The organism is Mycetocola sp. Y719, from assembly GCF_056713205.1.
The window spans coordinates 643,589-666,874 of sequence record NZ_JBWYGY010000002.1 but is presented as its reverse complement, the minus strand read 5'-3'; the positions used below and the strand labels follow the sequence as shown (position 1 = coordinate 666,874).

Annotated in this window: 21 protein-coding genes and 1 tRNA gene; 19 read left to right on the top strand and 3 right to left on the bottom strand. The window is 66.6% G+C overall.

The features are described 5' to 3' along the window. The first annotated feature begins 40 nt into the window (after window positions 1–40). The 15 genes from AC1M0F_RS09455 (at window position 41) to AC1M0F_RS09385 (ending at window position 18,579) form a co-directional block, all read left to right on the top strand. Window positions 41–2,341 carry a carbon starvation CstA family protein gene (locus AC1M0F_RS09455; protein WP_480237976.1) on the top strand — a complete coding sequence of 767 codons (2,301 nt, stop codon included), beginning with the start codon at window positions 41–43 and terminating at the stop codon, window positions 2,339–2,341. Continuing rightward, the gene (locus AC1M0F_RS09450; RefSeq protein ID WP_480237975.1) at window positions 2,338–2,526 is read left to right on the top strand and encodes a YbdD/YjiX family protein; all 189 of its coding nucleotides are present in this window, start codon (window positions 2,338–2,340) and stop codon (window positions 2,524–2,526) included. The genes AC1M0F_RS09455 and AC1M0F_RS09450 overlap by 4 nt, the downstream gene beginning before the upstream one ends. 141 nt (window positions 2,527–2,667) lie before the next feature. Beyond that, window positions 2,668–3,681, top strand: a complete 1,014-nt coding sequence (locus tag AC1M0F_RS09445; protein ID WP_480237974.1) for a LacI family DNA-binding transcriptional regulator — start codon at window positions 2,668–2,670, stop codon at window positions 3,679–3,681. Between the two features lie 296 nt (window positions 3,682–3,977). Then, window positions 3,978–5,312 carry an ABC transporter substrate-binding protein gene (locus AC1M0F_RS09440; protein ID WP_480237973.1) on the top strand — a complete coding sequence of 445 codons (1,335 nt, stop codon included), beginning with the start codon at window positions 3,978–3,980 and terminating at the stop codon, window positions 5,310–5,312. 88 nt (window positions 5,313–5,400) lie between these two features. Beyond that, window positions 5,401–6,312, top strand: a complete 912-nt coding sequence (locus AC1M0F_RS09435; protein ID WP_480237972.1) for a carbohydrate ABC transporter permease — start codon at window positions 5,401–5,403, stop codon at window positions 6,310–6,312. 11 nt (window positions 6,313–6,323) lie between these two features. Further along, entirely contained in the window at window positions 6,324–7,295 is a 972-nt protein-coding gene (locus AC1M0F_RS09430; protein ID WP_480237971.1) for a carbohydrate ABC transporter permease, read from the top strand. Window positions 7,296–7,298: 3 nt separating this feature from the next. Continuing rightward, window positions 7,299–8,624 (top strand): arabinan endo-1,5-alpha-L-arabinosidase, encoded by a 1,326-nt coding sequence (locus AC1M0F_RS09425; protein WP_480237970.1) that lies wholly within the window; start codon window positions 7,299–7,301, stop codon window positions 8,622–8,624. Further along, window positions 8,621–9,301 carry a YesL family protein gene (locus AC1M0F_RS09420; protein ID WP_480237969.1) on the top strand — a complete coding sequence of 227 codons (681 nt, stop codon included), beginning with the start codon at window positions 8,621–8,623 and terminating at the stop codon, window positions 9,299–9,301. Before AC1M0F_RS09425 ends, AC1M0F_RS09420 begins: the two co-directional genes overlap by 4 nt. 111 nt (window positions 9,302–9,412) lie before the next feature. Beyond that, on the top strand, window positions 9,413–10,924 hold the full coding sequence (arfA, locus tag AC1M0F_RS09415; RefSeq protein WP_480237968.1) for an arabinosylfuranosidase ArfA: 1,512 nt from the start codon (window positions 9,413–9,415) through the stop codon (window positions 10,922–10,924). A 68-nt stretch (window positions 10,925–10,992) separates the two neighbouring features. After that, on the top strand, window positions 10,993–11,949 hold the full coding sequence (locus AC1M0F_RS09410; RefSeq protein ID WP_480237967.1) for an arabinan endo-1,5-alpha-L-arabinosidase: 957 nt from the start codon (window positions 10,993–10,995) through the stop codon (window positions 11,947–11,949). A gap of 90 nt (window positions 11,950–12,039) precedes the next feature. After that, a complete protein-coding gene (locus AC1M0F_RS09405; RefSeq protein ID WP_480237966.1) occupies window positions 12,040–12,753 on the top strand; it encodes a phosphatase PAP2 family protein in 714 nt (237 codons plus the stop codon). Further along, entirely contained in the window at window positions 12,750–13,523 is a 774-nt protein-coding gene (locus AC1M0F_RS09400; RefSeq protein WP_480237965.1) for a hypothetical protein, read from the top strand. The genes AC1M0F_RS09405 and AC1M0F_RS09400 overlap by 4 nt, the downstream gene beginning before the upstream one ends. A gap of 40 nt (window positions 13,524–13,563) precedes the next feature. Beyond that, window positions 13,564–14,673: an o-succinylbenzoate synthase gene (gene menC, locus AC1M0F_RS09395; protein WP_480237964.1), complete on the top strand. Its 1,110-nt coding sequence runs from the start codon at window positions 13,564–13,566 to the stop codon at window positions 14,671–14,673. 300 nt (window positions 14,674–14,973) lie between these two features. Next, window positions 14,974–16,236: an FAD-binding protein gene (locus AC1M0F_RS09390; protein WP_480237963.1), complete on the top strand. Its 1,263-nt coding sequence runs from the start codon at window positions 14,974–14,976 to the stop codon at window positions 16,234–16,236. A 243-nt stretch (window positions 16,237–16,479) separates the two neighbouring features. Continuing rightward, a complete protein-coding gene (locus AC1M0F_RS09385) occupies window positions 16,480–18,579 on the top strand; it encodes a helicase HerA-like domain-containing protein (protein WP_480237962.1) in 2,100 nt (699 codons plus the stop codon). 56 nt (window positions 18,580–18,635) lie between these two features. Here AC1M0F_RS09385 and AC1M0F_RS09380 read toward each other — a convergent pair whose 3' ends face one another. Further along, window positions 18,636–19,448 (bottom strand): aminoglycoside phosphotransferase family protein, encoded by an 813-nt coding sequence (locus tag AC1M0F_RS09380; RefSeq protein ID WP_480237961.1) that lies wholly within the window; start codon window positions 19,446–19,448, stop codon window positions 18,636–18,638. A 77-nt stretch (window positions 19,449–19,525) separates the two neighbouring features. Between AC1M0F_RS09380 and AC1M0F_RS09375 the strand changes: the two genes are divergently transcribed. Further along, window positions 19,526–19,927, top strand: a complete 402-nt coding sequence (locus AC1M0F_RS09375; RefSeq protein ID WP_480237960.1) for a VOC family protein — start codon at window positions 19,526–19,528, stop codon at window positions 19,925–19,927. A 35-nt stretch (window positions 19,928–19,962) separates the two neighbouring features. Further along, window positions 19,963–20,550, top strand: a complete 588-nt coding sequence (locus tag AC1M0F_RS09370; protein WP_480237959.1) for an N-acetyltransferase family protein — start codon at window positions 19,963–19,965, stop codon at window positions 20,548–20,550. Here AC1M0F_RS09370 and AC1M0F_RS09365 read toward each other — a convergent pair. Continuing rightward, window positions 20,547–21,092, bottom strand: coding sequence for a hypothetical protein (locus tag AC1M0F_RS09365; RefSeq protein ID WP_480237958.1), 546 nt, complete (start codon window positions 21,090–21,092; stop codon window positions 20,547–20,549). The genes AC1M0F_RS09370 and AC1M0F_RS09365 overlap by 4 nt on opposite strands. 262 nt (window positions 21,093–21,354) lie before the next feature. On the opposite strand from AC1M0F_RS09365, the gene AC1M0F_RS09360 reads away from it, so the two are divergent. Further along, entirely contained in the window at window positions 21,355–21,924 is a 570-nt protein-coding gene (locus tag AC1M0F_RS09360) for a potassium channel family protein (protein ID WP_480237957.1), read from the top strand. Window positions 21,925–21,955: 31 nt separating this feature from the next. Continuing rightward, window positions 21,956–23,104 carry an epoxide hydrolase family protein gene (locus AC1M0F_RS09355; RefSeq protein WP_480237956.1) on the top strand — a complete coding sequence of 383 codons (1,149 nt, stop codon included), beginning with the start codon at window positions 21,956–21,958 and terminating at the stop codon, window positions 23,102–23,104. A 60-nt stretch (window positions 23,105–23,164) separates the two neighbouring features. Here AC1M0F_RS09355 and AC1M0F_RS09350 read toward each other — a convergent pair. Then, window positions 23,165–23,252 (bottom strand) — tRNA-Ser (locus tag AC1M0F_RS09350). Between the last annotated feature and the right edge of the window lie 34 nt (window positions 23,253–23,286).

Here is a 23,286-nt window from a genome sequence, read left to right as displayed (position 1 = left end):
ATGCCGGCGCGTGCACTGACAGCGAAACTGAGGGGTTCCGATGGGCAACGACGCCGAACGAGAAACAGGCGGGCAGACGGCCGACGCCGCAGCAGCCACGATCGAACAGGATCCGAACCTTCCCCCCGTGGCGGTTCCCGACGACGAGCGCGAGGCCGAGGAACGGCACTGGACGCCGGCGAAGATCGCACTCTGGGTGGCCATCGCCCTCCTCGGTGGAGTCGCCTGGGTGATGCTCGCCATCGTCCGTGGTGAGACCGTCAACGCGATCTGGTTCGTCTTCGCGGCCGTGTGCACCTATCTCATCGCCTACCGGTTCTACTCGAAGTTCATCGAGCGGGCCATCACCAGGCCGGACGACCGCCGGGCGACTCCCGCCGAGTACAAGGCGAACGGCAAGGACTATGTCCCCACCGACCGCCGCGTGGTCTTCGGTCACCATTTCGCGGCGATCGCGGGAGCCGGCCCGCTCGTCGGGCCAGTGCTCGCAGCCCAGATGGGCTACCTGCCGGGGACGCTGTGGATCATCGTCGGAGTCATCCTCGCCGGTGCCGTCCAGGACTACCTCGTGTTGTTCTTCTCCACCAGGCGCGGCGGGCGTTCCCTCGGCCAGATGGCGCGCGACCAGCTCGGACGCGTCGGCGGCACTGCAGCCATCATCGCCACCCTCGTGATCATGGTCATCATCGTGGCCATCCTCGCCCTCGTCGTCGTCAACGCACTCGGTGAAAGCCCGTGGGGTGTCTTCAGCGTCGCGATGACCATTCCGATCGCGCTGTTCATGGGTGTCTACCTGAGGTTCATCAGACCGGGGAAGATCACCGAGGTGTCGATCATCGGCTTCGTGCTGCTCATGGCGGCCATCGTCGGCGGTGGCGCCGTCGCAGCGACGGACTGGGGCGCAGCACTCTTCACGCTCGACCGCACCACGATCGCGTGGGGCATCATCATCTACGGATTCATCGCCGCCATCCTCCCGGTCTGGCTGCTTCTCGCACCGCGTGACTACCTCTCCACATTCATGAAGATCGGCACGATCGTCATGCTCGCCGTCGCCATCGTCATCGTCCGGCCAGAGATCACGGTGCCGGCCTTCAGCGAGTTCGCCGGCGACCCCGCCGGCGGTCCCGTCGTTCCCGGATCGCTCTTCCCGTTCCTCTTCGTCACCATCGCGTGTGGTGCGCTGAGCGGATTCCACGCGTTGATCGCCTCCGGGACCACCCCGAAGCTGGTCGAGAAGGAACGCCAGACGCGGTTCATCGGGTACGGCGGGATGCTCATGGAGAGCTTCGTCGCGATCATGGCCCTCGTCGCGGCCCTCTCGATCGACCGCGGGCTGTACTTCGCCATGAACATCTCGGCGGCGAACACCGGCGGCACCATCGAAGGCGCTGTCGCCTTCGTCAACTCACTGGGGCTGACCGGGGTGAACCTCACTCCCGAACTGCTCGCCGAGACGGCGAAGAACGTCGGCGAGGAGAGCATCGTCTCCCGCACCGGTGGGGCTCCGACACTGGCCGTCGGGCTCGCGCACATCATGCAGTCGTTCATCGGCGGCGTCGGAATGATGAGCTTCTGGTACCACTTCGCCATCATGTTCGAGGCCCTGTTCATCCTCACGGCCGTCGATGCCGGGACGCGTGTCGCCCGGTTCATGCTCCAGGACACGCTCGGCAACATCATCCCGAAGTTCCGGGATGCGAGCTGGACGATGGGGGCGTGGATCTGCACGGCGATCATGGTCGCTGCGTGGGGGGCGATCCTCATCATGGGGGTCACCGACCCGCTCGGCGGGATCAATACCCTGTTCCCGCTGTTCGGCATCGCGAACCAGCTGCTCGCAGCCATCGCGCTGGCCGTCTGCCTGGCCATCGTCGCAGACAGGGGCTACTTCAGGTACCTCTGGGTCGTCGCTGTTCCTCTGGCGTTCGCCACGATCGTCACGGTCACTGCGTCCCTGTACAAGATCTTCTCGCCCGTCCCCGCCGTCGGCTACTGGGCACAGAACGCGGCGTTCCGCCAGGCGCTCGAGCAGGGCGAGGAGAGTTTCGGCACGGCCCCGAACCGCGCGGCCATGGAGGCCGTGGTCCGAAACACGACAGTGCAGGGTTCCCTGTCGATCCTGTTCGTGACGCTCACGGTCATCGTGATCGGCATCGCCGTGTGGCGCACGATCCGGGCGTTCCAGAACGGCGGCGGCATCAACACCGAGGATCCGGCGGTCCCGTCGCGGCTCTTCGGCGGCTCGGGCATCTTCTCGACGAAGGCCGAGAAACGGATCCAGAAGCAGTGGGACGAACTGCCGGTCGAGCGCCGCCGTGTGAAAGCGAGGCACGAATGAACCTCAGGTCTGGCCTGGCTTCGGCCGGCCGATATGTGAAGGCGGTGATGGGCGACAACGCATACGAGGTGTACCTCGCGCATCACGCCGCCACCCACCCGGACACGCCGCCCGTGCCCGAACGCCTGTTCTGGCGTGAGCGCGACGACGAGCAGGATCGCAACCCGCAGGGGAGATGCTGCTGACGGATGCCGCCGCATCCTTCCGACCCGCCCAGCGGTTGAAATCGGGGCGGGTGCCGCACCCCGGCCCTGCAACGTTGTAGGTTCGTACTGACACGAAGCGACGCGACGGGTTCGTTCGGTGAGCAGGAAGCGGGAAGCTCGATGGCAGTGACGCTGCACGACGTCGCGATGCTCGCCGGCGTCTCGATCAAGACGGTGTCGAACGTCGTCAACGACTACGAGCACATCCGTCCCAGTACGCGCGAGAAGGTGCTCGCGGCGATCGCAGAGCTCGGCTACAAACCCAACATCTCGGCGAGGAGCCTCCGGTCCGGTCGCACGGGAGTCATCGGCCTCGCCCTGCCCGAACTCAGCCTGAGCTATTTCGCCGAGCTGGCGGATGCCGTCATCCGCGCGGCCGAGAGGCACAAGCTCGTCGTGCTCATCGAGCAGACCGGTGGGGGAGACCGCGATCGAGAGATCGCGATGCTTTCGAGCCCCCGCCTTCAGCTCACCGACGGGCTCATCTTCAGCCCGCTCGGCATGAGCTCCGACGACGCCGGGCTGTTGAACGTGCCATACCCGCTCGTCCTCCTCGGCGAGCGGATCTTCGGCGGCCCGACCGACCACGTCACGATGAAGAACGTCGAGGCGGCGAAAGCAGCGACGGCGCACCTGATCGAGCGGGGACGCCGCCGGATCGCCGTGATCGGCGCGCACGAGGGCGAACTGGTCGGATCTGCCGCATTGCGCGTCCAGGGCTACCGGGACGCGCTCGCCGATGCCGGCCTGCCCTACGACGAATCGCTCGTGCGCTACGTGGGAGAGTGGCACCGTCTCGACGGCGCACAGGCCATGCACCGGCTGCTGGACTCCGGAGTCGAGTTCGACGCCGTGTTCGGCCTCAACGACACCCTCGCACTCGGAGCCGTCCGGGTCCTGCAGGAGGCGGGGCGGCGTATCCCGCAGGATGTCGCCGTGATCGGCTTCGACGGCCTCGACGAGACGAAATACTCGCTGCCGACGCTGTCGACGGTCGACCCCGGCCGTGACGAGATCGCCGAGACGGCGGTCCGGGTCCTGGCCGAGCGCATCGCCAGTCGGGACGAGCAGGTTCCGCCCCGTGAGTTCCTCACCGACTTCTCCATCGTCGAGCGGGAGTCCACGGCCCTCTGAGCCATCGGGGCCTCGGATGCCGCGGCACCCGCTGCGCCCGCTCGTGCTGCGCGAAAACTCCACGTCCGGTCGAGAACTCCCGGCGCACATGATGCCATCGACCGCACCTGATGTCCTCGCTGCGGCGGCGCCGTCTACAACGTTGGAAAAACTTTGCCCCAAACTCTTGACGTTCACTCAATGTCCGTGTCATTCTACTTTCCAACGTTGTAAATCAACGCGGTCAATGGATGCCCACCCCGCTCTGTGCGAAGCATCCGGCCACCCACAGCACAGCCAAACGGGAAGGACACGTGATGAAGACGTCACGTTTGATGGCCACCTCTGTAGCAATGTTCGCTGCAGCAGGCCTCTTGCTCAGCGGATGCTCCGCGACAGCCGGCAGCGACTCCGGTGAGAAGAAGCTCACATTCATGTTCCGCGGGGGCGAGGACGAGAAGAAGGCCTACGAAAAGGCCATCGGGGAGTTCGAGAAGGCGAACGACGTCGAAGTGGACGTCATCGTCACCACCGCGGACCAGTACGCCACGAAGCTCAAGGCCGCGATCGCAGGCAAGAAGGTGCCCGACGTCTTCTACATCGCCCAGGGCGACGTGCAGTCCTACGTCAAGAACGGTGTCGTCAAGGACATCACCGAATACGTCGAAGGCTCAGACACCATCGACCTCGACAACATCTGGGAGTACGGCGTCGACAGCTACCGCTACGACGGCAAGCTCGTCGGAGACGGCGCCATCTACGCGCTGCCGAAGGACGTCGGGCCGTTCTCGTTCGGCTACAACAAGACCATGTTCGAGGAAGCGGGCATCCCGCTCCCCGACAAGGACACCCCGCTCACGCTCGACGAGTTCGTCGACATCTCCAAGCAGCTCACCCAGGACAAGACAGGCGACGGCAAGATCGACCAGTGGGGCACCGGCCTGAACGTGCAGTGGAACCTGCAGCCGTTCGTCTGGTCGAACGGTGGAGACTGGCTCAACAAGGACCGCACCAAGGTCACCGTCGACACCCCGGAGTTCGCTGAGGCGCTCCAGTGGTTCGCCGACCTCCAGAACGTGCACAAGGTCACCCCGTCGGTCGCGGAAGCGCAGACCCTCGACACCTACCAGCGCTGGATGAAGGGGGAGCTCGGGTTCTTCCCTGTCGGACCGTGGGACGTTTCCACCTACGAGAAGCTCGACTTCGAGTGGGACCTGATCCCCTACCCGGTCGGTGAGAGCGGAAAGAGCGCGACCTGGGTCGGCTCCCTCGGCATCGCCGTCTCGAACGGCACCGAGTACCCCGAAGAAGCCGTCAAGCTCGTCGAGTACCTGACGGCAGACGAAGAAGCGCAGCAGAGCCTCGTCGACGCCGGGATCCAGATCCCGAACCTCAAGGACATGGCAGACACCTGGGTCGCAGACTCGACCACCATGCCCGCGAACAAGGAGGAGTTCCTCCAGATCGTCAACGACTACGGTCGCGGTCTGCCCGCCAACAACACCTACAACAGCGAGTGGTACGACGAGCTCTTCACCAACATCCAGCCGGTGATCGACGGCAAGCAGACCGCCGCCGACTACCTCAGGGAAGCCCAGCCGAAGATGCAGGCGTTCCTCGACGCCGCCAACCAGCAGGCAGGGATCGGCTAGTCGCCGACCGGATGCCGCGACGAGCGTTCGCACCGCACGTCGCGGCATCCGTCCCACCCCTTCTCGCCCCGATCAAGGAAGATCTCTGATGACAGCGACATCGACAACGACGAACCGTCGTTCCCGGCTCCACCGCAGGGAGAACCTGGCTGCGCTCGGCTTCGTCGCCATCCCGCTGATCGGGTTCCTGCTTTTCACTCTCTACCCGCTGCTGTTCAGTGTGTACGCCTCGTTCACCAGCTGGAACGGACTCGGCGACCCCACGTTCAACGGGATCGCGAATTACATCCAGATGTGGAACGACCCCTACTTCGCCAAGGCGATGTGGAACACCTTCTTCATGATGATCGGCATCCCTGTCGGTCTCGTCATATCGCTCGTCCTCGCGCTGGCACTCAACCGCAAGATGCGCGGGACCACGTTCTTCCGCACCGTGTACTACGTGCCGGTGATCTCTTCCATCGCCGCGGTGGCCATCCTCTGGCAGTGGGCGTTCAACGGTGACTTCGGTCTCGTCAACCAGGCCCTCGCACTCGTCGGCATCGACGGCCCGAACTGGCTGATGGACACCGCGACGGTCAAGCCGGCGCTCATCATCATGGCCGTCTGGAAGGGCCTCGGCTACTCGATGCTGCTCTACCTGGCCGCCCTCCAGTCCGTGCCGAGGCACCTCTACGAGGCAGCGGCTCTCGACGGAGCGAACACCTGGCAGCAGTTCAGGAACATCACCCTCCCGATGGTGCGCCCTGTCACCTTCTTCCTCGTGGTGACGAGCATCATCGGCGGATCTCAGATCTTCATCGAGATCAACATCATGACCCCGACCGGTGGGCCTGAATTCTCCTCCGCCAGCATCGTCTGGTACATCTGGCAGAAAGCCTTCAGCCAGTTGCAGATGGGGTACGCCTCGAGCATGTCCATCGTGCTCGGACTGATCATCCTCGTGATCACGATCATCCAATTCCGGCTCAACCGCCGCAACCAGTTCTCGATCGACTGAGGCAGGCAACCATGTCGTCAATCACATCAACCACGCCACCCGTCACCCCGGCGGTGGGGCCTGGCGCCCTCGGAATCCCTCCGCTCACCCCCACAGACGGGCTGCCAGGACCCGCTCCACGGGCCAACGAGAAAAAGCCCCTGTCGACGAAGGGCCGCTACGCCCTCGGCAACGTTCTCGTCACGCTCCTGCTCTCCGCCGGCGCCATCGTCATGGTCGCGCCGCTGGTGTGGACGTTCTCCACGTCGCTCAAGACCCGCGACAGTGTCTTCGCACTCCCGCCGCAGTGGATCCCCGACCCGGTGATCTGGGACAACTACATCCGGGTCTGGACGGCCGGCCCGCTGCTCAGCGGCATCCAGAACAGCCTCATCGTCGCCTGCTCGGTCACCATCGTCGGTTCCCTGGTGTCTGCCATCGCCGCGTTCGCCTTCGCGAAAATGCGGATGCCGTTCAAGAACGTCATCTTCCTCGGGCTGCTGGCCGGGCTGATGATCCCCTTCCCGACCATCATGATCCCGCAGTTCATGGTGTTCGCCGAGATCGGCTGGGTCGACACCCTGCTGCCCCTGATCGTGCCGGGGCTGTTCGGCAACATCATCATGATCTTCTTCCTCAAGCAATACCTGGCCACAGTGCCGGACTCGATCATCGAGGCCGCGAAACTCGACGGTGCCTCGTACCTGCAGATCTTCTTCACGCTGATCTTCCCGGCCATCAAGCCGGCGCTCGCCGCCCAGTTCATCCTCTGGTTCATGGCGGTCTGGAACGACTACCTCGCACCGATCATCTACCTCAACACCCCGGAGAAGCAGACGCTGCAGCTCGTCATCGCGAACTTCAACGCCGCGTACGCCATCCAGACCGACTACCCGCTGATCATGGCCGCGTCGTTCATCGCACTGCTGCCCGTGCTCGTCGTGTTCGTCATCTTCCAGCGCCAGATCATCGAATCCGTCGCCCTCACCGGCGCGAAGGGCTGAGTCATGTCACTCGCAGACGCGCTGACGAGCGCACGGCCCGAACCCACCGGCGATCCACAAGCATGGGGGGCAAGGCACGCCCACGACCCGACGGTCGTCCGAGGCGACGACGGCACCTGGTACATGTTCTCGACGGATGCCGTCGCGAACGCCGCCGACATCCCGTCCGGTGTGCACGTGCGGACGTCGAGCGACCTCGTCACCTGGACATTCGCCGGCACCGCCCTCGACGGTGTGCCTCCGTGGGCATTCGAGCTCACAGGCGCTCCTGGTCTCTGGGCTCCTGAGGTGGTGCGCTGGCCTGGTGACGAGCCGCGCTGGCACATGTACTACTCGGCATCCACCTTCGGGTCGAACACGTCGGTGATCGGGCTGGCCGTTGCATCCGACCCCACCGGCCCATGGACAGACCACGGCGTCGTCGTTGCCACTCGGGCAGGAGAGACCACGCAGAACGCCATCGACGCCGCTGTCGCCTTCGACAGGGACGGGTCGCCGTGGCTCACCTACGGGTCGTTCTTCTCCGGCATCCACACCCTCCCGCTCGATGCGGCGACCGGCCTGCCGGTGACGCCGGGCGACCTCGGCACGGTCATCGCCCGGCGGCCGCGGTCGGTCGATCGCGCCATCGAGGGGGCGTACATCGTGTACCGGGCCGAAGAGGACCGGTTCGTGCTCTTCGTCTCCTACGACTCGCTGTTCTCCACCTACCACGTGCGTGTCGCCGTGGCCGAGCAGATCGCCGGTCCATATCTCGACGCGAACGGCCGTGTGATGACCGACCTCGACGCCGACCCGACGAGCACCGGCACAAAGGTTCTCGGCAGCTACCGCTTCGGAGCCGACACCGGCTGGCTCGCCCCGGGGCACAACTCGATCCTCACCGAACCCGGCGCCGACGGCGACGAGTACCTCATGGTCCACCACGTTCGGTTCGCCGACGACCCGACCCAACACGTCGTCCAGCTGCGACGGGTCTACTTCACGGATGCCGGCTGGCCGGTCGTCTCGCCGCAACCGTTCGCGGGTGTCGAGCGAGAGTCACTCACCGAACCGGTGCGGATCGATGGAATCTGGCGCGTGCTCCTTCTCGACCCCGCGTCGACAGACCTCGTCGATGCTGTCGCGCTGCCGGTGACCGTCCCGGATGAACCCGGCCGTCTGGCGAGCGGGCGGGCTGAGCACGTGCGCCTGCGCGTCGGCGCCGTCGACCTCGATGCCGTGGTGTTCGGCTCGTTCGACTGGGCTCACGGGCGTGCGGCGCTGTCGTTCGCCGGGATCGACGCCGACGGTGTCGCGTGGCAGGGCACAGCGGGGGAGCCGTCATGAACGATTCCGAGATCGGTTGGGCAGGCCGGGTGATGGTGTGGCTCCGGTTCGGCGTCGCCCTCGTCGTGCTCAACCTGCTGTTCGTGGCGGGCACGCTCGCCGGACTCGTCGTGTTCGGCCTGTTCCCTGCTGCAGTGGCGACGTCTATCGTCGCCGCACGGATGCGCGCAGGCGTGCCTCCCGATTCCCTCGTTCGCGACTTCATCGCCGCGTACCGCGGCCAGTTCAGGCACCTTGCCGTCGTGGCCATCCCGTTCCACCTCGCCGCGATCGTGATCGCCCTCGACCTCGTCGCGTTCCAGACGCTGGCGGCGTCGGGTTCCGCGCTGGCGACCGTCCTGCTCGCCGTCTTCGTGGCATCCGGGGTCACTATGCTCCTCGCCGCGCTCGCCGCCGTCTCGATCTGCGCCCGCTACCGCGCCACCGCCCGTGCCACCTGGCGGTACGCCGTCGCACTGCCGCTGATCTCGCCTGGGACGAGCCTTTCGGTGCTGATCAGCCTGGGCGTGCTCGCCTACCTGCTGATGGCGTTCGGTGTTCTCGTGCCGCTCGTCGGAGCATCCGCGCCGCTGTTTATCGCGGGCTGGCTTCTCGACACCCGGCTCACCCGGCTCGCGGGAGGCGAGGCGTCAGTGTCGCTTCGCCAGCCGCGAGTCGCCGGGATGAACGGAATCTGAGCCGTCCGAACCATCCAGACCACTCGCGCCACACGCTTGACCCCACGACCACCATCCCACCACTATGGACTCAACCGTATTACTACGTTGTAAAGAAAAGGACCGAACCGCGTGACCACCGCATCCATCGCCATCGACCGCACCGCTGTCGTCGCTCCGCTCAATCGACGGATCTTCGGATCGTTCGTCGAGCACCTCGGCCGTTGTGTCTACGACGGAATCTACGAGCCAGGCCACCCGACTGCGAACGAGGACGGCTTCCGTCTCGACGTCGTCGAACTCGTCAAGGAACTCGGCTCGACCACCATCCGCTACCCCGGCGGCAACTTCGTCTCCGGCTACCGCTGGGAAGACGGCGTCGGCCCGCGCGAGAACCGTCCGGTCCGCCGCGACCTCGCCTGGCACGCCCTCGAATCGAACCAGGTCGGTACCGATGAGTTCGCCCGCTGGTGCAAACTCACCGGGTCAGAACTGATGATGGCCGTCAACCTCGGCACTCGCGGCATCGAAGCCGCCCTCGACCTGCTTGAGTACGCCAATCACCCCTCAGGCACGGCGCTCAGCGACCAGCGCATCGCCAACGGCACGCCAGAGCCGCACGGCATCAAAATGTGGTGTCTCGGCAACGAAATGGACGGCCCGTGGCAGACCGGCTACATGACCGCAGACGACTACGGCAAGATCGCCGCCCGCACCGCCCAAGCGATGAAGGCCGCGGACAAGACGCTCGAACTCGTGGTCTGCGGCTCGAGCGGATCGGCGATGCCCACCTTCGGCGACTGGGAACGTACCGTCCTCGAGCACAGCTACGAGCACGTCGACTACATCTCCTGCCACGCCTACTACCAGGAGCGCGGCGGCGACCTCGACTCCTACCTGGCGTCGTCGCTCGACATGCAGTACTTCATCGAGACCGTCGTCTCCACCGCAGACCACGTGGGCAATAAGCTCCGCAGCACGAAGAAGATCCAGCTCTCCTTCGACGAGTGGAACATCTGGTACCTCGACGAGCACCAGGCCTCTGACGAGGTGAACGAGGGCTGGGAGTTCGCTCCGCGCCAGCTCGAGGACGTCTACTCGGTGGCGGATGCCGTCGTGCTCGGCAACCTGCTCATCACGCTGCTGAAGAACCACGACCGCGTCGGGTCGGCGTCGCTCGCCCAGCTCGTCAACGTCATCGCCCCGATCATGACCGAACCGGGCGGAGCGGTGTGGCGCCAGACCACGTTCTTCCCGTTCTCGGTGACATCGCGGCTGGCCCGCGGCGAGGTGCTCCGCCCGCGCATCGACGTCGGAACGTACCCGACGAAGGTCCACGGCCGCGCGCCTCTCGTCGACGCGGTCGCGACGACGGATGCCGACAGCGGCACGAGCGCGGTGTTCCTCGTGAACCGCAGCCAGACCGAGTCGATCACGGTGACCATCGACGTCTCCGACCTGGCGGCATCCGCTGTCACCGAGGCCGTCACTCTCCACGACGACGACGTCTACGCGAAGAACACGCTCGAGGACCAGAACCGGGTCGGACTGCGCGACCTCGATGGCGTCGTACTCGAGGAGGGCACGCTCACGGTCACGCTGCCTCCCGTCTCCTGGTCGGCTCTGGCGCTGGCTCAGGCCTGATTGAGATGACAGTTTCGCACTCACGAACGCCGTCTGGGCGCTGGTTGGGTGCGAAACTGCCATCTCGCGTGGCGGCGCTGGTGCTGGTGGCCCTTCTCAGCGGATGCTCCGCGACCGCGACCGCGCTCGATGAACCGGTGGGCGACGTGTACACGCACGACCCGGCGCTCGTCGCCGGCGAGGGCGGCGACCCGTGGTTCGTCTACTCCACAGGGAGTGGGCAGACCGCGGACGGGAACATCCAGATCCGGCGGTCGGACGACGGGGTCGACTGGGAGTACGCCGGAGAGGTCTGGCAGGAGAAACCGGACTGGCTCAGCGAGGCCGTGCCCGGCGTCGACAACCTGTGGGCGCCCGAACTCTACGAGCACGACGGCACGTGGTACCTCTACTATTCGGCGTCGACCTTCGGGAGCAACCTCTCGGTGATCGCCCTGGCCACGAACACGACGATCGATCCGGATGCCACCGGTTACGAGTGGGTGGACCGCGGCGTCGTGATCTCGTCGGAGGGCGCCGACTTCAACGCCATCGACCCGGGGATCGTGGAGGACGCCGACGGCACACCGTGGCTGAGTTTCGGTTCATTCTGGAGCGGACTGCGGATGGTCGAACTGGCGTGGCCGGACGGCCTCCGTGCCTCGGATACCGATCCGCTCCGACTCGCCGACCGGCAGTCGCCGCCGAACGCGATCGAGGCGCCGTACATCCTGTACCACGACGGGTTCTACTACCTCTTCTTCTCCCGCGACTTCTGCTGCCAGGGCGCCGACAGCACCTACAACATTGCCGTCGGACGGTCAGCGGAGGTGACGGGCCCGTACCTCGACGCCGACGGAGTGGCTCTCATGGACGACGGCGGCACGGAGGTGCTCGGGACAGACGGGGCGCGGATCGGGCCAGGCGGACAGTCGGTGTCAGACGGCATCCTCGCGTATCACTTCTACGATGCCGAACTCGACGGAGCATTCCGGCTGGGGCTGGCGCGGCTGGACTGGGAGGATGGCTGGCCGGTGGTGCGCTGATCGCCGGACGGGCAGGCGCACACGCTCGCAGCTTCTGTCAACGCCCCGGAGCGATGGGCGATCCGGCGTCGTTCAGGGCATGATTGATGAATGTCAGAACAACGCACAGATCCGGCACAGCAGGCCGACCCATCCGCCAAGCGCGTTGCCAGCCACTGGCCGTACATCTCAGGGGGCATCGCGGTCGCCCTCGGCATACTCCTCGCCTTCCTGATCGTGCAACGCGGAAACACCATCCCGTTCGAACTCGACTCGGAATGGAGCGAAGAGGTCTTCGATGAAGACCGGCTGCCGTTCCTCGAGTGGATCTCCTACGGGATGAACTGGCTCGGAGGAGGGCTGTTCGCGTCGTTCATTCTGCCGCTCCTCATCGTCATCGTGCTGTTGATCATCAGACGCCCGTGGTCGGCGCTCTTCTTCGCACTCTGCTCACTCGTCAGCGTCGGCGTTGTGCAGCTCCTCAAGAGCGTCGTCGACCGCGCCCGTCCGGAGGAGATGCTCGTGGTGAGTGATGCCGGCTCGTTCCCGTCCGGGCACGCCGCGAACGCCGCGACGATGGCCGTCGCTCTCGGCATCATCTTCCCGAAGGTCTGGGTGTGGGTGGCAGGAGCCATCTGGGTCGCCCTGATGATGTTCTCGCGGACCTACCTCGGCGTGCACTGGCTCACAGACACCATCGGAGGGGCGCTCCTCGGGGCTGGGGTCGTCCTCATCCTCTGGGCGCCGTTCGCCGCCAAGATCTCAGGAGAGCCGATACGCAAGAAATCACCCGCCGTCGATGACAGCAGGGAGCCGGTGGCGTGACGACAGCCAGGGACCAGGCGGATGCCGCCGCACGGGACAGTGCGACGGTCATCCGGTCAGCGGCCAGCCTCGCTGACTACGTCGAGATCTGCCGCCTGCTCGATGCCACATGGGGCAGGGGTGCAGGAGCGGATCCGTCGTTCATCCAGGCGATCGCCCACGCCGGCAACACCGTGCTCCTCGCCGAGCGCGACGGCGTCCTGATCGGCACCGTCGTCGGCGTGCTGGGCTGGGACGGTGGACTCCACGTCCACTCCCACGTCGCAGCAGTGACGCCGTCCGCGCGCGGCGGAGTCGGCTTCGCCCTCAAACTGGCGCAACGCGCGCTCGCACTCGACAACGGCGTGACCGAGATCCGGTGGACCTACGACCCGCTGATCCGCCGCAACGCCCACCTCAACCTCGACAAGCTCGGGGCGAAGGTGATCGCCTACCATCCCGACTTCTACGGGCGGCTCGACGACGCCATCTCAGGCGCCGACCGCAGCGACCGGTTCGAGGTGAGCTGGCAGCTCGATTCGCCCGAGGTGCTCGAGTCGATCGCCCGCTCGCTGGAGCGCGCGGGACCCATTTCCACGTGGACCGGCCCTGACGTGCCGGCGCATGATCACGGCATCCGGTTCGAACTGCACCCGGACTTCGAGTCCTTCCGCCGTGACGATCCGGACGCCGCCGCCGAGTTCAGGGACGCATCCCGCGCCGTCTTCGGGCCGGCATTCGACGAGGGCCTGTCGGTCGAGTTCGTGCACGGGGGCTATGTATTCGTCTAGCGCTCCCGTCCCTGAGCCTGTCGAAGGATAGGGTCGGCAGATGAAGGTCGAGTCGATTGAACTGCACCGGATCGGGATGCCACTCGTGCGCCCGTTCGAAACGAGTTTCGGACGGGAGACGGAACGGGACGTGCTCCTTGTCCACCTCCGCACTGATGGCGGCGACGGCTGGGGCGAGTGCGTGGCGGGCGCGTCACCCGGCTACAGCTCTGAATACGTCGACGGCTGCGCCCACGTCATCGAGCACCACCTCGCGCCGCTCCTCTTCTCGGCGCCCGACCTTCGCGCGGCCGACCTCGAGAGGCTGTTCTCCCCGGTCGTCGGTCATCGCATGGCCAAGGCGGCGCTCGAGGCGGCCGTCCTCGATGCCGAGCTGAGGGCATCCGGAACCAGCTTCGGCGAGAGGCTCGGAGCCGTCCGCACCGAGGTGGACTGCGGTGTCTCGGTCGGCATCAGCACGTCGATCGACGAGCTGCTCGACGAAGTGCGGGGCTACGTCGACGCCGGATACCGACGGATCAAGCTCAAGATCAAACCGGGCTGGGACGTCGAACCGGTCAGGAGGGTGCGCGAACTGATCGGCGCGGATGCCCTGCTGCAGGTCGATGCCAACACCGCGTACACCCGCGACGACATCGCCCACCTCAGGCGACTCGACGCCTGGAACCTCCTCCTGATCGAGCAGCCGTTCGACGAAGAGGACATCGCCTCGCACGTCGCGCTCGCCGCAGCAATCGAGACTCCGGTCTGCCTCGACGAGTCCGTCGTCTCGGCCGGTGTTGCCGTCGACGCGATCGAACGGGGGGCGACGTCGATCATCAACATCAAGCCGGGGCGCGTGGGTGGATACCTCCCTGCGGTCGCGATCCACGACGTCTGCGTCGACCTCGGCATCCCTGTCTGGTGCGGTGGGATGCTCGAGACGGGCATCGGCCGGGCGATGAACGTCGCGCTCGCTGCGTTGCCCGGATTCACCCTGCCAGGAGACACGAGCGCCTCGGACCGATACTACGCCGAGGACCTCACCGAGCCGTTCGTTCTGCGCGACGGACGACTCACCGTCCCTACCGGGCCGGGCTCGGGGGTCACGGTGCGCACCGAGCTGGTCACGGCATGGGCCCGCCGGACGCCGACGGAGCTGCGCCCCTAGGAGACATGCACTCACCTGTTCCGGACGCACTCGCCCGGCACGCGGCGTGAGGAGGCCCGCATCGAGTGAGGAGGCCGACCGCGGCATCCGCGCTCGTCCCGCCGCCTCGTCGTCACAAACGAGCCCGCACCCGGTGTGGGCCGACGGGGATGCCCCGATTACCGGCACAATGGACGTGGCACTCGTGCCGTAATTCCGCTGGGCGATCGTGGCCCTGGCGGATGCGCATCCGGCTGCCGACGACCTGAACCCCTCGCTCGCGGAGGGACGAACCGCGCCACAGGCGCAGGAAAGGCAACTGTGACAAGCGTCATCGGCACGAACTGGTCCGGGAATCACGCCTATCGCGCGGCGCGCATCGAAGCTCCGGCGAGCGTGGACGACGTTCAGCGGCTGCTCCGCGGCGCGACGGCCGTGCGTGCTCTCGGCACCCGGCACTCGTTCAACACCATCGCCGACTCCGCCGACCTGCTGATCTCCACAGAGCTGTTGCGGTCTGCGCCATTCATCAACGCGAAGGACCGCACCGTGACGGTGGGTGCAGGCATCCGCTACGGCGACCTCGCGTCGGAGCTGCAGGCATCCGGATGGGCGCTGCCGAACCTGGCCTCCCTGCCGCACATCTCGGTCGGAGGGGCCATCGCCACGGGGACCCACGGCTCGGGCAACCGGGTCCCGTCGCTCGCGGCCTCCGTCGCGGGGCTCGAGCTTGTGCTCGCGTCCGGCGACGTGCTCCAGCTCAAGCGTGGGGATGCCGATTTCGACGGAGCCGTCGTCAGCCTCGGCGCGCTGGGCATCGTCACGCGAGTGACCCTCGACATCGAGCCGACCTTCGACATCGAGCAGTCCGTGTTCGAAGGGCTGGCGTTCGAGGCCGTCGAGGCCAATTTCGATGCCATCACCGGCGCCGCGTACAGCGTCTCCCTCTTCACCACGTGGCGGAACCCCGACGTGCTCGACCAGGTCTGGCTGAAGCGACGGTCCGGGGTGGATGCCGCGGCACCGTCCGACCTGTTCGGTGCCGTCGCGGCGCCGGCCGACCGGCATCCGCTGCCCGGAATCTCCGCCGTCAACTGCACCGCCCAGATGGGCGTGCCGGGGGCGTGGCTGGACCGGCTGCCGCACTTCCGGCTCGACTTCACCCCGTCGAACGGTGAGGAACTGCAGTCGGAGTTCCTCGTGCCGCGGCGCCATGCCGTCGATGCTCTCCGCGCCGTGCGTTCGCTCGCCGGCCGGATCGCGCCGCTGCTGCAGGTGTGCGAGGTGCGAACGTTCGCCGCTGACACGCTCTGGCTGAGCGGTGCGTACGAGACCGATGCTGTCGGAATCCACTTCACCTGGCTGAAGCAGCAGCCGGAGGTCGAGGCCCTGCTTTCCGAGATCGAGGAGGCGCTCGCGCCGTTCTCGGCGCGGCCCCACTGGGGCAAGCTGTTCTCCGCCGATACCGCAGCGCTTGAGCGGGTGTACCCGCGGATCGGTGACTTCCGGGCTCTGGCCGCGCGGCTGGATCCGTCTCGTGTATTCGTGAACGAGTTCCTCGAGCGGACCCTGCTGCCCGCCTGACCTGCGGTTTCGGGAGGACAATCGAGGGGTCTGAGTTCCATGTGCGGACGGACCCCCTGATCTTCCTCCCGAAGTGCTGGTGGTGGCGTTCCCAACGTCGGAGTTTTCGGCCGCGCCGGGCCTGCCTGCGGTCGTATCGGACCGATCCGCCGCGATTCTCCGCAGTTGTGAACGGTACTGCCGGCGAAAGGCGGTCCGCTGCAACCCCTGCGGTCCGATCCGGGCGGTGGCTAGGCTCGAGCCATGAGCGACGCCTCCGAACAGACAGATCCACTCGCCGCTGCCCGAGCCGAGGCAGCCGCCCTCGCTGAGGCGGCCGAGCAGGCCCAGACGGCAGCGGCAGCCGCGCTCAAACGCCTCGAAGACGCAGCGGCTGCGGCGAAGGCCGACGCCGAAGCGAAGTCGCAGGCGACCGTCGACCAGGCACAAGCTGACGGCAGGGCCGCGACGGATGCCGCACACGTGGCAGCCGCCGAGGCGACCGCCGCAAAGGACCAGTCGACCCAGTCTGCCGCGACAGCAGCAGCAGACGCCTCCGCCGATGCCCGTGCAGCCGCAGACGCCACGACCGCCGCCGCGCGGGATGCCGCCGAGGCAGCGGCCGCTGCGACCACCGCGGCTGCGACCGGGCAGGCCGATGCTGCCGTATCCGCAGCGGCATCCGCTGCGTCCGCTGAGTCCTCCGCGTCATCCGTTCCCGTCGCGACACCGGGCCCGCTCGGTCCAGACGACGTCGAGCGCATCCGCGCCGGCTACGCCTTCGACGGGCCGGCCCTGCAGATGGGCGCTCTCGTCAACGGCGACCCGGACCCGTCGGTCCAGGTACGGATCCCGCTCGCCATGATGAACAGGCACGGTCTCGTCGCGGGTGCGACGGGCACAGGCAAGACCCGCACCCTGCAGGGGCTCGCCGAGCAGCTCAGCGCCCACGGCGTCTCCGTATTCGCCGCAGACATCAAGGGCGACCTGTCAGGGATGGCTGTTCCGGGCGAAGGAACCGAGAAGCTCCTGAAGCGCACCGCAGGGATCGGTCAGGACTGGACCCCTGACGCCTTCCCCCTCGAGTATTTCTCCCTCGGTGGTGTCGGCAGGGGAGTGCCGATCCGGGCGACCATCGCCGGGTTCGGCCCGATCCTGCTGAGCAAGGTCCTGGGCCTCAACGACACCCAGGAGTCGAGCCTTGGCCTCGTCTTCCACTACGCCGACAAGGCCGGGTTGCCGCTCCTCGACCTCACGGACCTCCGTGCCGTGCTCAGCTTCCTCGCGAGCGACGAGGGCAAGGCCGAACTCAAGGACCTCGGCGGGCTGTCCGGCGCGACCGTCGGCGTCATCCTCCGAGAGCTCATCACGTTCGCCGACCAGGGCGCTGACGTGTTCTTCGGCGAACCCGAGATCGACACGGCCGAGTTCCTCCGCTCCACGGCAGACGGCAAGGGCGTCATCAGCCTGCTCGAGGTCCCGGGTGTCCAGGACAAGCCCGCGCTCTACTCGACGTTCCTGATGTGGCTGCTCGCGGACCTGTTCAACGACCTCCCCGAGGTCGGTGACCTCGACAAACCGAAGCTCGTCTTCTTCTTCGACGAGGCGCACCTGCTCTTCGCGGACGCCTCCAAGGACTTCCTCTCCCAGATCACGCAGACCGTGCGGCTGATCCGGTCGAAGGGGGTCGGCATCTTCTTCGTGACGCAGACGCCGAAGGATGTGCCAGGTGACGTGCTCGGGCAGCTCGGCTCCCGCGTGCAGCACCAGTTGCGGGCGTTCACTCCAGACGACGCCAAGGCGCTCCGTGCCACCGTCTCCACCTACCCGAACTCGGGCTACGACCTCGAGGAGACCCTCACCGTGCTCGGCACGGGCGAAGCCATCGTCACCGTCATGAACGAGAAGGGCGCGCCGTCACCGGTCGCCTGGACGCGGCTTCGGGCTCCTCAGGGACTGATGTCGCCGAGCCCGGATGCCTCGATCGACGCCGCCGTCGCGGCATCCACCCTTCTGCCCACCTATGGCACGCCGGTGGACCGGGAGTCGGCCCGCGAGGTCCTCGCCGCGAAGATGGAAGCGGCCAACCAGGCAGCGGCCGCTGAGGAGGAGGCACTTGCACGGGCCAAAGCCGAGGCTGAGTACGCGAAGCAGAAGGCCGCGATGGACAAGGCCCAGGCGGCAGCACAGAAGAAGGCGGATGCCGAATATGAGCGGCTGCTCAGGAAGACGCAGGGAACGACGCGGCGCACGACGTCCCGGCCGCAGAAAACCGTACTCGAAGAGGTGCTGACCTCCCGGGCGACGAAGACCATCCTCACCGGTGTCGTTGAGGGGATTTTCGGCACCCGCCGGCGGCGCTAGCGGTCGTTTCAGGAGGAAAATCCGGGGGTCCATCGTCCATGCGTGGACAGACCCCGCTAATTTCCTCCCGAAACCAACCTCTCTTCGGCGAGTGCCCCGATCCGCAACGCCCGTCGTTCGTCGCCGGTGTTGCCGTCGGTCGCGAGCCAGCTGGCGCTGAGCCCGGTCCAGGCGACCGTCCACTCGAGCAACGACTCGGGCGGAGTGCCGGCCAGGTCGCTGATGAGCGCGACCCGTCGGTCGAAGTGCGCCTCGGCGAGACCCTGGCTCGGGTTGCAGAGGATGTTCGTGTAGTCGAACGCCCGATTGCCGACGAGGAACTTGGGGTCGATGGCGAGCGGTCCGCGCTCGCCGAAGTCGAGCACGTTGCCGTGGTGCAGGTCTCCGTGCAGCACGACTGCGTCTGAGTCGTCGAGCAGGCGTCGTGCGGTCGCGGCGGCTCGCCCGTAGAAGCCTCCGCGGTCGTTCGCGAACAGCGACTCGAACCAGATGCTGAGAGGGATCAGGCCGCCGGGGCGATCGGCGAACCGGCGGGTGGATGCCGCGTGCAGCGACGCGGCCACGTCGCACAGGATCCGCGTCGCACGGTCGTCGTCCTGCCCGGCCAGGTCGACGAGTGACGCGCCACCCCATTCGAGGAGAGCGGCGTGATCATCGACCTCGAACACGCGGGCGGCGCCGTCGCCGTCCCACCAGTCGAGCAGGCGGCATCCCTTCGCCTCCTCCTCGATTCTGGCGACCTTCAGCATCGCAGGAACGTCGCCTCTGAGCACGGGCTGCAGGTGCGACGAGGGCGTGGAGAAAGCCCGGCCGGTCGGAGTGACACGCCAGCGCGTGAGGTAGTCCTCGAGGGTCGCCGGCTGCCACATGGTCCCAGCCTAGGAGGACGCCCACTCGACGGATGCCAGGCGACGTCCGGCCGGAGGGCGTTCGTATACTGAGGGGCATGACGGCGCCACAGATCTATGTCACGTTCCCCGGCACGGCGCGTGAGGCCCTCGGCTTCTACGCGGACGTTTTCGGCGGCGAGCTCTCCCTGTACACGAATGAAGATTTCGGCAGGAGCGACGGCTCACCCGACGCCATCGCTCACGGAGTTCTCTCCGGTGTGGTCGCTCTTTCGGGGTCGGATGCCGCACCGGGAGAGGCCAGCGTCCGGCTCGAGGGCGTCCGGCTCTCGTTGCTGGGAGCTGCAGAACCCGCCGTCCTCCACGAGTGGTTCGACAGGCTTTCCGTCGGCGGACAGGTGGTCGATCCCCTTGCCCCGAAGCCCTGGGGCGCCTCGGATGGCCAGGTCATCGACCGCCATGGGCTCCACTGGCTCGTCGGGTACGAACCGGAGAAATGACCGAGGTCCCGCCGCGGTTCCCTAAACTCGGACGGATGATGAACATCCGCCCGTACACTCCCGCCGACCGCGACGACGTCGCCGACATCTGCGTCCGCACCGGTGACAGCGGGCAGGATGCGACGGGGCTGTACTCCTCGGACGCCCTCCTTCCCGACATCTACGCGCTCCCGTACGTCGACCATGAGCCCGAGTTGGCGTTCATCGTCGACGACGGACAGCGGGCGGTCGGCTACATCCTCGGAACAGCGGACACGAGGGCGTTCGCCGCGTGGTTCAGCACCGAGTGGTGGCCCAGTGTCGTCGGTGGGCACACGGGCGACTCAGCTGCCGAACGTTCCGTCGTCGCGTCGGCAGGAGACCCCGAGCGGGTGCTCATCGACGCGGTCGACGAGTACCCGGCACACCTGCACATCGACCTGCTGCCCGAAGCGCAGGGGCGCGGCCTCGGGCGCAGCCTCGTTGAGACGCTCGCCGCTGCCCTCAACGCCAGGGGCGTTCAGGGGCTGCACCTCGTTGTCGGCACGAGCAACACAGCGGCTCAGGCCTTCTATGGCCGGGTCGGGTTCAGCGAGCTCGCTGCCGATGCGGACGGCGTCGTGATGGGAAAGAAGACCGCCTAGGGCATCCGGCTCGGGCGGCGTTCGAACCAATAGAGCATTTCGGGTCGGGTCGACTGCAGTTCGTCGAGCGTGACCGGGTGGTCGACGTGCTCGATCGGCGCCATCGTGAGGTGGGACGCGATCTGGTTGATGCTGTTCCTCGACCAGTACTCACCGCGCATGCGCAGCAGGGGCAGTCCACCCTTGTCGAGGACGAACATCTGCAGGCGAGACTGCGATGCCATCGTCCGGTGCATCTCCAGCATGACGACGCGGGCGATCGACTCGAGCGGGATGCGCGTGGTGCCGAAGAAGAATCGCCGTTCGATCAGGTGCGTCGGAGTGACCCCGATACGCACCCGGAGGAAGCGAACCGTCGCGAAAGCGATCGCTGCCAGGACCCCAGCCTGCGCCAGGAGGACCCACACCCAGGCTCCGGTCGGGATGGTGAGCCAGTACAACACGATGAGAATCGGCACGCTGAGAGCCAGCAATGCGACGATTCCCTGGGCGAGCAGCCCCTGGCGAACCCGCACAGACACCACAGTTCTATCGTCAGTCATGCTCATGTGTTGCGCCCCCGCTTCGGGTTTCATTCTGGTGCATAAAGTCCGGAAGGTGGTATCCACCCTTTGGGGGACGTTTCGCGTGTCGGAATTTCGTGGCGAATCAGCATGCGCTCCCACACCCGGGAGGGCTCACGGAATGAGGAGTCGCCTCTTCGCCTGCCGTCCGAGTCTTGCCCCGCTGAACCCCGCAGTCCTACCCTGAGGAGCTACCACCGCCGTCGCAGCCGGTGACCATCAGGCAGGAGGGAGGAACGCGATGACCGACACACCAGCCCAGGCGCTGTCGCCGGCGCAGCGTCGTCGGTTTCTCCTGCTCGGCCTGCTCCGCGCCCTGATCTCGGCTTCGGTTCTGGTCGCCCTGTATTTCCTGTTGCCGCTCGATGACTTCAGCCGTGTGTCTCTCGCCGTATCCCTCGTCATCGCGCTGGTGCTGATCGTGACAGTGTTCGTCTTTCAGATCCGCGCGATCATGCGGGCGGATCATCCTGCGCTCAGGGCCGTCGAAGCGCTGGCCATCACTGCCCCGCTTTTCATACTCGTTTTCGCAGCCACCTATTTCCTCATGGAGAGCAGCGATCCGGCGAGCTTCAGCCCCGACGGGATGACGCGCATCGACTCGCTGTACATGACGGTCACGACGTTCGCGACCGTCGGCTTCGGTGACATCACGCCCACCAGTCAGTCGGCGCGAGTCATCGTGACGGTTCAGATGATCCTCAACCTGCTCGTCCTCGGCGGTGGTATCCGGGTCATCTTCGGCGCCGTCAACCGCAGCAGGCAGTCGAAGGCGCCGAATCCGAAGGCGGCTCCCGAGGAGCCCTCGTAGGGCCGACTGGCCGATCGATAGCATGAGTCCCATGCTGAGCTCGTCCTCTCGCCCGGAATCGTTCGTCGCCACGACATCCCCTGCGGCGCTCGAGGATCTCCGCGCGCGACTGCGGGCGACCCGGTGGCCAGACGCGCCGGAGGATGCCGGGTGGACGCTGGGAACGGATGTGACCTCCCTCCGCGATCTGGTGGCCTACTGGCTGGACGGGTTCGACTGGTCGATGCACGAGGCGCAGCTCGCGCGGCTGCCGCGATACCGGGCCACGATCGGCGGGCTGGGTATCCACTTCGTGCACGCACGGGCATCCGAGTCAGCGCGCCCGGCTCTGCCTCTCCTGCTCAATCACGGGTGGCCCGACTCGTTCTGGCGGTATTCGAAGGTTGTTCCTCTTCTCGTGGATCCCGGAGCCCACGGTGCCGACCCGGCCGACGCATTCGACGTGATCGTTCCTGACATGCCCGGGTTCGGGTATTCCGACCGCCCCACGGGTGCTCCACTGGCTTCGCCCGCGGTGGCCGGGTTGTGGTCAGAACTGATGACCGTGCTCGGTTATGAGCGTTTCGGTGCCGCCGGCGGCGACATCGGCAGCCATGTGAGCCGATACCTCGCGCTCGATCACTCGGAACGTGTTGTCGCTGTGCACCGCATGGATGCCGGGCTGCCCGTGTTCAGCGGAGACCCCGCCGGACTGTCGTCGGCGGAGCGGAACTGGTTCGCCGAAGTCTCGTCATGGGGCGCGAGCGAGGGCGCTTACGCGGCGATGCACCGGACGAAACCGCAGACGCTCGCGTTCGGCCTCACCGACTCACCCGTCGGGCTGGCCGCCTGGATCGTCGAGAAGCTTCGCGCGTGGAGTGACGGCGAGGACCGGTTCTCGAAGGACGAGATCCTGACGAACGTCATGATCTACTGGCTCACCGGGACCATCGGTTCGTCGATGCGGATGTACAACGCCAACGCCGGCATCCCGGTCGGGCAACTCGAACGACGGGTCGAGGTGCCGTCTGGTTTCTCCCTGTTCGCCGGGGACATCGTCCGGCCGCCGCGCGAGTGGGTCGAGCGGATGGCCAACGTCGTGCGTCTCACCGAGCCCGACCGAGGGGGCCACTTCGCGCCGTTCGAGGAACCCGAACTGTACGCGCAGGAGCTCAGGGACTTCTTCCGCCCGTTCAGGTAGTTGCGCGGCCCGGGGTGCAGAAAACGCCCACCGGCCGGAACCGATGGGCGTTTCTGGTGTTGGCGGAGAATGGGGGATTCGAACCCCCGAGGGCGTTAACCCAACACGCTTTCCAAGCGTGCGCCATAGGCCACTAGGCGAATCCTCCGGACCAGCCGAATCGCTCTCGCGATTTCAGCCTC